The 12,256-nt window shown below is 71.5% G+C and carries 5 protein-coding genes; 3 read left to right on the forward strand and 2 right to left on the reverse strand.

Features of this window, described 5'->3' with window-relative positions; genetic code table 11:
- Window positions 1–15: 15 nt before the first annotated feature.
- Both ABEA26_RS32255 and ABEA26_RS32260 read left to right on the forward strand, forming a co-directional pair.
- Window positions 16–702, forward strand: coding sequence for a 4'-phosphopantetheinyl transferase family protein (locus ABEA26_RS32255; protein ID WP_345597145.1), 687 nt, complete (start codon window positions 16–18; stop codon window positions 700–702).
- 14 nt (window positions 703–716) lie between these two features.
- Window positions 717–935: a DUF5988 family protein gene (locus tag ABEA26_RS32260; protein WP_345597146.1), complete on the forward strand. Its 219-nt coding sequence runs from the start codon at window positions 717–719 to the stop codon at window positions 933–935.
- A 94-nt stretch (window positions 936–1,029) separates the two neighbouring features.
- Here the strand turns inward: ABEA26_RS32260 and ABEA26_RS32265 are convergent, their stop codons facing one another.
- Both ABEA26_RS32265 and ABEA26_RS32270 read right to left on the reverse strand, forming a co-directional pair.
- Window positions 1,030–2,397, reverse strand: coding sequence for a glycosyltransferase (locus tag ABEA26_RS32265; RefSeq protein WP_345597148.1), 1,368 nt, complete (start codon window positions 2,395–2,397; stop codon window positions 1,030–1,032).
- Window positions 2,398–2,538: 141 nt separating this feature from the next.
- Entirely contained in the window at window positions 2,539–3,297 is a 759-nt protein-coding gene (locus tag ABEA26_RS32270; protein WP_345597150.1) for a thioesterase II family protein, read from the reverse strand.
- 400 nt (window positions 3,298–3,697) lie between these two features.
- Between ABEA26_RS32270 and ABEA26_RS32275 the strand changes: the two genes are divergently transcribed.
- A partial coding sequence (locus ABEA26_RS32275) for an SDR family NAD(P)-dependent oxidoreductase (protein WP_345597152.1) occupies window positions 3,698–12,256 on the forward strand: 8,559 nt, incomplete at its 3' end.

Below are 12,256 nucleotides of genomic sequence, written 5' to 3' on the forward strand. Positions count from 1 at the left end.
CCCTAAGGAAAGTCAATGCTTGAGAAGATACTGCCGACTCAGGTCGCCTCGTACGAAACGTTCGAGGATCCGGCGGAGGCCATGCTTTTCCCTGAGGAGGAGGCTCTCGTATGTGACTCGGTGGAATTGCGGCGCCGTGAATTCACCACCGGGCGGTACTGTGCGCGGCAGGCGCTCGCACGCCTCGGATACTCCGTTCCGCAGCCCGTACTCCAAGGAGTGAGAGGGGCTCCTGTCTGGCCCCGCTCGGTCAGGGGCAGTATCACGCACTGCCGCGGCTACCGTGCGGCGGCCGTCGTCAAGGTCCCCGAGCTGGCCTCGGTGGGCATCGACGCGGAGCCCAACCTGCCGCTGCCGGACGGAATTCTGGAGGCGGTGGCTCTCCCCGCGGAGCAGGTCATGGTCAAGGAACTGCTCACCGACGCGCCCGAAGTGCGCTGGGACAGGCTGCTCTTCAGTGCCAAGGAGAGCATCTACAAGACCTGGTATCCCCTCACGCGCCGCCCGCTGGAGTTCGAGGACGCGGTGATCGACTTCGATCCGGCTGACGGCACGTTCTCCGCGAGGCTGCTCTCTCATGTGGGGAGTGCTCAGGAATTCCCCCGGAAGATCGCCGGGCGGTGGATTACCGGAAACGGTCTCGTGGTGACAGCCATCGCGTTGTCGACTGCGAGCGGCTCGTCTGTTGACAGTGGCCTTTGAGGAGAGGAAACCGTATGAACACCGTCGAACCGAATGTCATTCTCCGGGGTGGCGTCTCGCCCTATCTGACGGATAGTCAGCGCGTCTGCTACGTGGAGGACACCGACGACAAGCTGAAGCTGCTGCGGGGCAATCGCTACGAACACTTCGAACCGACCACCGAGAGCGAGATCCACAACGGCACGGAGTTGCGGGTGTTCGTCTGGGTGGGGGGTACCAAGCTCGCCGAGTGACACGGTTCGCGGCCGACGGATCCTCGGGGCCGGAACGGGTTCGGGCGCATCGTCGTGTGGCGGTGCGCCCGAACCCGTTCCGGCCCCCGGCCGTTCACCGGGCTCGCAGGCCCGCCACGTACTCGACGAGCAGGTCGGCCGCTCCGGCGACCCCGCCGGCCTCGTGCTGGCGCCCCGCCCAGTGACGTGCGCGCTCGGAGAACGAATCCTCGGTCAGCACCCGGTGCAGCTTGGCGGTGACCTCGGCGGCATCGAACGTCCTGGTGTCGTCCACGGCGAGGCCCGCGCCGCAGTCGACGACACGCACCGCCAGATCGTGACAGTCCAGCCAGAGCGGCGCCACCACCAGCGGCTTGCCGAAGTGCAGGCACTCACCGACGCTGTTGCCGCCGCCGTGGGTGAGGTGAGCGCGCACATGCGGGTGCGCCAGCACGTCGAACTGGGAGGGGATCCACGACTCGATGCGCAGATTGGCGGGCAGTTCGGCATCCGGGGGCAGCAGATCCTGCTGCGCCTTCGGCAGCTTCCACAGCACACTGTGCCGGCCCTCCAGGCGGCGGGCCACATCGACCAGGGAGTGCACCTGCTCCGCGGTGAGCCGGCTGATGGTGCCGAACCCCATGTGAACGACCGACTCCCGCCCGTCCAGCCACCGGGTGAGCTCGTCCTCCTCGCACTGCGGTGTCGCGGGCACCATGGCGCCCAGCATCCGCAGCTTCTCGGGCGCGGGGAACGGGTACTCCACACCGAACACCGAGTAGGCGAAGACGGCGGTAGCCCCGTCGATCTTCGCCTTGACGCCGCCGGTCGGATTGGCGATGCCCAGCTGCTTGCGGACCTTCAGCACCGCCGCCAGCTTCTTGAGCATGCCCTTGTGCAGCGGCAGCGTCATGAACCGCAGGCGGAACAGACGGTTGGCCACCCGCTGGGAGCGCGTCATGCGCTGCGGCAGCCCGGACAACGGGGTCGGGTAGTCCTTGGGAAGCAGCGGCTGGAAGAAGCCGCTCACCGGGTAGGGCACGCTGAGGACGAACGGGATGCCGCGCGTCATCGCCACGTCGACGGCGTACACCGTCTCGGAGTCGACGACCATGAGCGCGGGCCTGATGCGCTCGACCTCGGCGTCCAGCGCGAGGTACTTCTCGGTGAGCACCGTCACGTCCAGGGCCTCGCGGATGACGGCGACGCAGTTCTTCCACTTCGACTGCGTCGTGGCCGACCGGTACGCCTCGTCGTCCCACAGGGTGGGGTTCAACCCCCGGGCCTGCGGGCCCAGCGGTACGTAGGTGACGGAGCCGCTCCCCAGTGCCTCCACGTCGCCGCGGACGTCGTCGTCCGCGGCGAACCACACATCGGGCCAGCCGCGGGCAGCGAGTTCACCGGCCATGGTCAGCAGCGGATTCACATGGCCGCGGGCCGAGCTGGAGACGAAGAGGACCGGCCCTTCGGGATGGATAGTCATGCCGTCCACTGTTGGGGCGTGACCCCGCCCCAACAACCCCTCCACACCCAGGTATTACCCCTATAGAAGATTACTCCGGTTGCGCAACTGCGAAGAAGATCCGATTCAGTGAAGGAAATCCGCTTCGGTGGAGAAGTCCGCTTAAGGAAGCAGTGCGGAAATCTTCTGGAAAATCGCGGATATGACGCGCGGTGCGTGGCTGTTCAGGTAGAAGTGTCCGCCCGGGTAGGTGAGCATATCGAAGTCGCTCTTCGTGTGCTTGCCCCAGGCGCGGGCCTCGTCCAGGGTGGCCTTCGGGTCTTCGGTGCCCACGTGTACCTGAATGGGGGCGGTGAGGCGGGCGCCGTCCGTGTGCCGGTAGGTCTCGGCGGCCTTGTAGTCGCTGCGGATCGCGGGCAGCACCATGCGCAGCAGCTCCTCGTCGCCGAACACCTGGGCGTTGGTGCCGCTGAGCGCACGCAGCTCGGTGACCATGCCGTCGTCGTCACGCAGGTGGACGGTCTCGTCCCGGTGCTGGGACGGCGCGCGCCGCCCGGAGGCGAACACCACCAGCGGCACCGTCCCCCGCTCTTCCAGTCGCAGGGCGAGCTCGAACGCGAGCGAGGCTCCCATACTGTGCCCGAACAGCGCGAGCGGCCGGTCGGTCCACGGCAGGACCTGCTCGACCAGCGCGTCGGCCAGTTCGGGGAGGGACTCGATGCATGGCTCGGTGCGGCGGTCCTGACGGCCCGGGTACTGCACGGCGAGCACGTCCACGTCGGGCGAGAGTGCCTTCGAGACGGGGAAGTAGAACGGCGCGGAACCCCCGGCGTGCGGCAGGCACAGAAGCCTCGCCGGCGCGTCATCGGCCGGGTGGAATCGACGGATCCACAGGTTGGTGTCGGTGAGGCTGGCGGTCACCCGAAGTCCTTTCGCGTGCTGCCGGTCGAGGAGGGCGGTCGCGCCTGCCCGCACGGCGAGCGGGATTCACGCACCAGCCTGCGGGCCGTGCCGAACGGAGACAACCCCTGTGTTGTAGGGGTTGTGCAATTCGACACAGGGGGGTGCCGGAACGCGTGGCCCGTCGCCGTTGTGTGTGACTGGAAACCTTCATTTGCGGATTAGCGGTGTGTTAGCCTCCGAATGGCTTTGACGGGGCTCGTGCCAGGGGTTTCTGCTTCCGCGGTCTCGCGTGATTCGCTTCTCTTTCGATTCACGTCGATCGGTCGGGCGGGCCCTGGTGACGAGGCGCAACTGCTGCTCTGGGGGAATTTTGCTGTCGCAGGATTCGGCGCGGGTTGAATATGTTGCCGTTGTCGGAATGGCTCGTCGTGAGCTTTTCCCGGTGTCCGACGCGGCAGGCCCCGAGAGTACCGCGCGCGTGGAGAGCCCGGTGGTTCCGGTGGACTTCGATCCCGGGTTCTTCGGGCTGACCGTGAATCAAGCCGCTCAAGTCCGCCCGGAGCAGAGGCTATTGCTCGAACTCGCTTGGGAGGCGCTTGAGGACGCCGGCATCGCGCCGGACCGGCTGGCGGCCGAGCGGGTCAGAGCCGAGATCGACGCCCATTGGGACGGACGTGAGCGCCTCCTCTTCCGAACCGCCCTCGACTTCGCCACCCGTGGCGGGCTCTCCCCCTCCCGTACGTCGATCTCCCATACGTCGAACACTCGTAAGCCGAGCACCCCCGCAGACCGGGGCACGAGCCGTACGGACTGGCCGGGCCGGGCCGTGGAGGAGGCCGCACAACTCCTGACCGACGGCGCGGCCACCCTGGTACTGGCCGGCTCCACCGACGGCCGCACGGGCGGCTTCCTGGTCCTCAGGACGCTGGCGGACGCGGACGGGAACGGCGAGCGGGTGCGCGGCGTGCTCCAGGGGAGTGACATCGTCGACCGCCCGGCCGCGGCACCTGCGTCTTTGCCCGCGCCTGTGTCTGTGCCTGCGACCGCGTCCGCGCACGGTGCGCCGACTGCGCACGGTGCGGTGCCAGGACTCGAAGTGGCGCCCCGCGCGGTGCCGTTGGTGCTGTCCGCCGCTGCCGCCCCGGCCCTTCGCCGGCAGGCCGAGCAGCTGCGGGACCTGCTCACCCCCGGCGAAAAGACGCCGGAAGTGCCGCTCGCCCGGGCCGGCCACGCCCTGGCGACCACCCGCGCCACCACCCTCGCGCACCGCGCGGTCCTGCTCGCCGGATCGGCCGCGGACGCACGGGATTCGCTGACCGTGCTGGCCGCGGGAGAGGCCGTGAAGGGCCTGGTCCAGGGAGAAGCGACGGGGCCCGGGCAAGCGAGCGAGCGCGGAAGGTTCGGCGGGGCCGAGGGGGTGGGGGAGTCCGGCGAGGTCGTCTTCGTCTTCCCCGGCCATGGACCTCAGTGGGAGGGCATGGCGGCCGAGCTCCTGGACACGGCACCGGTGTTCGCCCGGCGTATGGAGGAGTGCGCCCAAGCACTCGAACCCTTCGTCGACTGGTCCTTGCTGGACGTCATCCGCGGCCGGAACGGGGCCCCGGGCATGGACCGGGTGGACGTGTCACAGCCCGCTCTGTGGGCGGTGACGGTGTCGCTCGCGGCCCTCTGGGAGTCCTACGGTGTGCGGCCCGCGGCCATCGTGGGCCACAGCATCGGTGAATGGGCCGCGGCGTGCGCGGCGGGCGTGCTCTCGCTTTCCGACGGGGCCCGGGTCGCCGCCTCATGGACCCGCCACCTGGCCGGCCTGGTCGGGCGCGGCGACATGGCCTGGGTCAACCTCCCCGAGAGTGAGGCGGCAGTACGGCTGGCGTCGTGGCCGGACCGGATCTGGATCGCCGCCGTCAACGGGTCGCAGGAAGTGGTCGTTTCCGGATACCCGGATGCCGTCGCCGACCTGCTCGCCGAACTGGCCGCCGACGGCATACGGGCACGGAAGCTGCGTCTCGGCCTGTCCGCGCACACCCCGCACATCGACGAGATCCTGCCGCCGGTCGCCGAGGAACTCGCCGGCCTCGCACCGCGTCCGGCGACAGTGCCCCTCCACTCCTCGATCCCCGCCCACGCCATGGGACCGGTATCCATGACGGACGCCGAGTACTGGCGGCGCTGCGTGCGTGAGCCGGTGGACTTCGTGGCGGTCTGCCGCGAACTGGCAGCCGACGGCAAGCGGTTCTTCGTCGAACTCAGCCCTCACCCGACGCTCGTCACGGCCATGGCCGCCACCTTCGAGGAGGCCGGGCACGACGCGGTGGCACTGGGCACGCTGCGCCGCGGCCACGGGGACCTGGAGACGTTCCACACCTCTCTGGCCGACGCCTACGTCCAGGGCGTCGAGGTCGACTGGTCGGCCGCGTACCAGGGTGCGGCGCGCGCGCACGTGGACCTGCCCCTGTACCCGTTCCAACGGAGTGCCTGCCCGGTCGAGGACCGGGCCGCTGCGACGGACGGCACGGTCCACCGCGAACTGTGGGCCCCCGCCATGTCCGGTGCCGAGCCCGTCCGGCTCCCCGGCCGCTGGCTCCTCGTGGTGCCGCCCGTACTCGCCCCCGGCATCGCCCCGCGCATCCCCGACACCGTCGCCGGAACACTGGAACGCGCCGGCGCCCAGGTGCTGCGTACCGCATGGGACGGCACCGGCGCGTTGCCCGCCGAACTTACCGGTGGTGGGCGCGCACCCCTGGCGGGCGTGGTCTCCCTCCTCGCGCTCGGCGGTTTTGGGAGCACCTCACCGGGCGGCGCCCTGGATGCGACGGCAGCGCTGCTGCGAGGGCTGTCGGACGCCGGCCGGGCACCCCTGTGGTGCCTGACCAGAGGGGCGGTGCAGGCCCTGCCCGACGACGGCACGCTCGACGCGGACCAGGCGGCCCTGTGGGGCTTCGGCCGGGCCGCCGCGCTGGAATACCCCGCCCAGTGGGGCGGCTTGGTGGACTTGACGGCCGACGTGGTCGGGCTCCCCGACGACGGGGACGGAGCCGCCGGTGAGGAGGGCGAGGAGCGGGCCGCCGCGCTCGCCTCGGTTTTCGCCGCCGCGCTCTCCGGACGCGTCGGCACGGGCCGGGTGGCGCTCCGCGGTACGGCACTGTTCGTCCCGTACCGGGAACGCCTGGCTGACGCGGGAGCCCAGCACGGTGAGGGTGGTGAGGCGCACGGCGACCGGGCGCGCGGCTGGCGCGCTCAGGGCACCGTGCTGCGCGTCGGTGCCTCGCGGGACGAGACGGCCGGGTGGCTGTCCTCGCGCGGAGCGGAGCACTTCGTCGACATCGCCACCCCCCTGGACGGACCGGAATCGCGGACCGGGGCGGCGGGGACAGTCGTCGACACGGTCCTGGTCGGCATCGACACCCCCGCCCAGGCCGACCTCGCCGACCCACGGGAGCCGTCCCGCTTCGGTGACCTCCTGCGCTCCACCGCCCAGAGCCTCGCAGCCCTCGACGACCTGCTCGAACCGTCCCCCGCCACGACGTACGCCCTCATCTGCCCGCCCACCGGCACCGTCGGCGAGCCGGGCTCGGCCCCAGCGGCCGCCCTGCACGCCTACCTCGACGCGGTGGCCCGCAACCGGCGTACCCGAGGACTGCCCGCGACCTTGGTCGCCGCGGACACCGCGACCTTGGCCGGTAGCCTGGCCCGCGCGCTCGACGACGACCACGTAGCACTGATGTCGGGCTTCGACGGCGCCCCCTTCACCGCCGTCCGCCCGACGTGCAGGACCGAACCGGACGCGGCCGGACCGTCGGACCTCGCCGCGGAACTGGCCGGTCTCAGCCGCCCCGAACAGGAGCTGCACCTTCTGCAGGTGGTGCGCGAGACCGCGGCGGACGTCCTCGCGTCGGGCACGTCGGCACACTCCGGTACGTCGGGCCACTCCGGAACGTCGGAACACTCCGGCACCCCGAGACACATCGCGCCCGACCGCACCTTCCTCGAAGCCGGCTTCGACTCGATGGCCGCCGTGGAACTGCGCAACCGCCTGGCGGTGCGGACCGGCCTGCGTCTCCCCGTCACCGCGGTCTTCAACCACCCCACCCCGCTGGCCATGGCGCAACTGCTGCACACACGGATCACGGGCCCGGACACCGTCCGCACGACACCGCCGGCGGCGACGGGACCGGACCGATCGGGGGCCGAGGACGACGACCTGATCGCCATCGTTTCCATGGGCTGCCGGTTCCCTGGCGGAGTCACCACCCCCGAGCAGCTGTGGCAGCTGGTCGCCGTCGGCGGCGACGCCGTCACCGAGCTCCCCACCGACCGCGGCTGGGACATCGCCGAGCGCTACGATCCGGAACCGGGCAAGCCCGGCCGCTTCTACCAGCGTGCCGGCGGGTTCCTGCACGACGCGGGCGACTTCGACCCCGCGCCCTTCGGGATCGGCCCGCGCGAGGCGCTGGCGATGGACCCCCAGCAGCGTCTGCTCCTGGAAACCTCCTGGGAGGTGCTGGAGCGCGCGGGCGTCGACCCGGCCGCGCTGCGCGGCAGCGACACCGGGGTCTTCGTCGGGGCCATCGCCCAGGACTACGGCCCCCGGCTGCACGAGGCCCCCACCGATCTGGAGGGGTACCTGCTGACCGGCAATCTGGTCAGCGTGGCATCCGGCAGGCTCGCGTACACCTTCGGTTTCGAGGGCCCCGCCGTCACGGTCGACAGCGCCTGCTCCTCCTCCCTGGTCGCACTGCACCTCGCGGTCCGGGCGCTGCGCGCGGGCGAGTGCTCGCTGGCCCTGGCCGGCGGCGTGACGGTGCTCGCGAACCCGGGATACCTCACCGAGTTCAGCCGCAAGCGAGCCCTCGCCCCGGACGGCCGGAGCAAGCCGTTCTCCGCGCGGGCCGACGGATTCGGGCTGGCCGAGGGAGCCGGCGTACTGCTCCTCGAACGGCTCTCGGACGCGCGGGCGAACGGCCATCCGGTCCTCGCGGTGGTGCGCGGCACCGCCGTCAACCAGGACGGTGCGTCCAACGGTCTGACCGCGCCCAACGGCCTGGCCCAGCAGAAGGTGATCCATCAGGCGCTCGCCGATGCCGGGCTGGTCACCGCCGATGTCGACGCCGTGGAGGCGCACGGTACGGGGACGACACTGGGCGACCCCATCGAGGCGCACGCGCTCCTGGAGACGTACGGGCAGGACAGGACCACCGACCGCCCCCTGTGGCTGGGCTCGGTGAAGTCCAACATCGGGCACACGCAGGCCGCGGCCGGCATGGCCGGAATCATCAAGATGGTCATGGCGATGCGGGCGCGCACGCTGCCGCGTTCTCTGCACGCCGAAGAGGCGACCCCGCACGTGGACTGGTCCGCGGGGACGGTGCGGTTGCTGGCCGAGGCCCGCGAGTGGGCCGGGACGGGACGCCCGCGGCGGGCCGCGGTCTCGGCGTTCGGGATCAGCGGCACCAACGCGCACGCGATCATCGAGGAGGCCTCCGCGGAGGACTCGATGGCGGCTTCGAGCGTCCCCGTTGACCCCGCTGACCCCGTTGACGCCGTTGTCTCCGCGTCGGATGCGGGGCCGGTGGCATGGCCGGTTTCCGGCAAGACCGCGGAAAGCCTCCGCGCGCAGGCGGAGCGGCTCCGGGCCCACCTCCTCCAAGACACCACGGCGGGCACCACGGCGGGCACCACGGCGGGCATCGCGGACGTGGCCTGGTCGCTGGCGACGACCCGGCCCGCCCTGGAGCACCGTGCCGTGGTGATCGGTACGGACCGCGACATGCTGCTGAACGCCCTGGACGCCGTGGCCACCGGGCACACCACTCCCGGAGTCGCCGTCGGTCGGGTGGCGGAAGGGCTGACGGGCGCGCTGTTCTCCGGGCAAGGGGCGCAGCACCTGGGCATGGGCCGGGAACTCGCGGCACGCTTCCCGCTGTTCGCCCAAGCCCTCGACGAGGTGTGCGACGCGCTGGACGCGTTCCTGGAACACCCGGTGCGGGACGTGGTCTTTGCCGCGGAGGGGTCGGAGGAAGCGACCCGCGTCGATGACACGCTCTTCGCCCAGGCGGGCCTGTTCGCCGTCGAAGTCGCCCTGTACCGGCTTCTGGAGTCCTGGGGTGTGCGGCCGGACTACCTGCTGGGCCACTCCCTCGGCGAGCTGGTCGCCGCGCACCTGGCCGGGGTGTTCTCGCTGGCCGACGCCTGCCGGCTGGTCGCCGCCCGCGGCCGCCTGATGCAGGCGCTGCCGCCGGGCGGCGCCATGGTGGCGATCGGCGGTACGGAGACCGACATCGCCGAGCTGCTCGGGGAAGCCGTCGGCGAGGTGACCGTGGCGGCGGTCAACGGGCCTCGGTCGGTGGTGATCTCCGGCGACGAGAGCGCGGTGCTCGCGGTCGCCGCCCGGTGCGCCGAGCGAGGCATGAGGACCAAGCGGCTGAGGGTGAGCCACGCCTTCCACTCGCCGCTGATGGAGCCTATGCTCGCGGACTTCGCCCGGATCGCCCGAGAGGTGACCTACCGGGCGCCGCGCATTCCCGTGATCTCGAACGTGACGGGGCGGCAGGCAGGCCCGGAAACGCTGTGCTCGGCGGAGTACTGGGTGCGCCACGTCCGCGCGACGGTGCGCTTCGCCGACGGCGTGACCACCCTGCGCGACCTGGGCGTGACGCGATTCGTCGAGGTGGGGCCGGACGCCGTCCTCACCGCGCAGACCGGCGAGACACTGGCCGACGCCCCGGACACCGTCTGCGTCGCGATGCTGCGCAAGGGACGCCCGGAGGGGCGGACCGCGCTCGACACGCTCGCGGCACTCCACGTGTCCGGCACCCGGGTCGCCTGGGACGCCCTGCTCGCCGACACGGCCGTACGCAGGGTCGAGCTGCCCACGTACGCGTTCCAGCGCCGGCGGTACTGGCTCACCACGCCGACCGACAGGCCCGCCGAAGCCGCCACGGGCCTCCGGCGCTACCGGATCGCCTGGCGACCGGTGACCCCGCCCGCGACGACCGCTCTGGCAGGCACCTGGCTCCTGCCCGTCCCCGCCGCCCCCGACGACATCACCGCCCGGCTGATCGCGGACACCGAGCGGGCACTGGAGAACCACGGCGCCCACGTGGTGCGCGTGGAGATGGCAACGAACCCGAACCCGAACGCGAACGCGGACACGAATCCGGACGCGGAGGAAGCCGCAGACGCACTGGTCGCCTTGCTCCGCGACGCGCATGAGGCATGCGAGTCACATGAGGCACGCGAGACACACATGGCCATCGCCGGGGTGGTCTCCACGCTGTCGTTGGCCGGTGAGGACCGGCCCGGCGACGCGACTGTGCCCGCCGGATACGTCGCCACACTCACCCTCACCCAGGCACTCGGCCGGGCCGGGATCGAAGCCCCCCTGTGGTTCCTGACCCGGCACGCGGTCCAGACCGACGTCACTGACCCGGTGCGCTCGCCCCTCCAGGAGACGGTCTGGGGCCTGGGCCGTGTCGTCGCGGCCGAGCACCCCGAACGCTGGGGAGGCTCGATCGACCTCCCCGACGCCCTGGACCGGCGGTCCGCCGCCGCGCTGGTCGGGGTCCTCGCGGGACTGCGCGGTGAGGACCAGGTCGCCATCCGCCCCGCAGGCGTGTTCGTACGACGCCTGCGGCACGCCCTGCCGCAGCGGCAGGTGCGCGACTGGACTCCGCGCGGCACAACCCTGGTCACCGGCGGCACCGGCGTGCTCGGCGCGCACGTGGCCCGCTGGCTCGCACGGAGCGGCGCCGAGCACATCGTGCTGGCCGGCCGACGTGGCGCCCAGGCGCCCGGCGCCGACGAACTGGCCGCCGAACTGCGGGCCGAGGGCGCCAGGGTGACGGTGACGGCCTGTGACGTCGCCGACCGGGAAGCGCTGGACGGACTGCTCGCCGATCTGCCGTCCGAGCACCCGCTGACCTCGGTGTTCCACACCGCGGCGGTACTCGACGACGGCATCGTCGACACCCTGACCGCTGACCAGGTACGGCACGTGATGCGTGCAAAGCTGGCCGCGACCCGCCACCTCGACGAACTCACCCGCGACCTGGACCTGTCGGCCTTCGTCCTCTTCTCCTCCCTCGCAGCGACATTCGGCATGCCGGGGCAGGGCAACTACGCGCCCGGCAACGCCTTTCTGAACGCCTTCGCCCAGCACCTGCGCGCCGAGGGCAGGCACGCCACATCGGTGGCGTGGGGCGCGTGGGCCGGCGAAGGCATGGCGTCGGGCGCGGCCGCGGACACGCTGGCCCGCTACGGCGTCGCGGGCATGGAACCGTCCGCCGCTCTGGCCGCGTTGCAGCAGGCGCTGGATGCAGACGAGAGCGACCTGGTGATCGCCGACATCCGGTGGGACCGGCTCGTCCCGGTGTTCACCGCCGCCCGTGCGAGCACCCTGTTCGACGAGCTGCCCGAGGCGGTTCGCGCCGCCGACGCGGGGACCGGCTCCGGCACCGCTGTCGACACCGCCATGCATGGAACTCCCCCAGCTCGCGCACGACTGACCGCTCTCACCGGCCGCGACCGGCTCCAGGCGCTGTCGATGACCGTGCGCGAACAGGTCGCCGTCGTGCTGGGACACTCCTCCCCGGAGGCCGTTCAGGATCAACAACCGTTCCGCCAGCTGGGTTTCGACTCGGTGGCCGGAGTGGAACTGCGCAACAGGCTGGTCGCCGCGACCGGTTTGCGGCTGCCCGCCACGCTGGTCTTCGACCACCCCACTGTGTCGTCCGTGGTGCGTTTCCTGCAGGACGAGCTGACCGGCGTGGACGGTGCGGGGTACGCGGCGACACCGCCGACGACTGCCGCGGCCCACGACGATCCGGTCGTGATCGTCGGCATGAGCTGCCGCTTTCCGGGCGAGGTGGGTTCGCCGGAGGCGCTGTGGCACCTGGTCGCTTCCGGTGTGGACGCCCTGTCGGGCTTCCCCGACGACCGTGGCTGGGAGCTGGGGACGCTGTACGCCTCGGATCCGGAC

Source organism: Streptomyces marokkonensis (assembly GCF_039539045.1).
Classification (GTDB): Bacteria; Actinomycetota; Actinomycetes; order Streptomycetales; family Streptomycetaceae; genus Streptomyces; species Streptomyces marokkonensis.

Excerpts from the sequence above, each read along its gene's own strand:
- ABEA26_RS32255 (WP_345597145.1), top strand. The coding sequence starts at position 16 with ATGCTTGAGAAGATACTGCCGACTCAGGTCGCCTCGTACGAAACGTTC.
- ABEA26_RS32260 (WP_345597146.1), top strand. The coding sequence starts at position 717 with ATGAACACCGTCGAACCGAATGTCATTCTCCGGGGTGGCGTCTCGCCC.
- ABEA26_RS32265 (WP_345597148.1), bottom strand. The coding sequence starts at position 2,397 with ATGACTATCCATCCCGAAGGGCCGGTCCTCTTCGTCTCCAGCTCGGCC.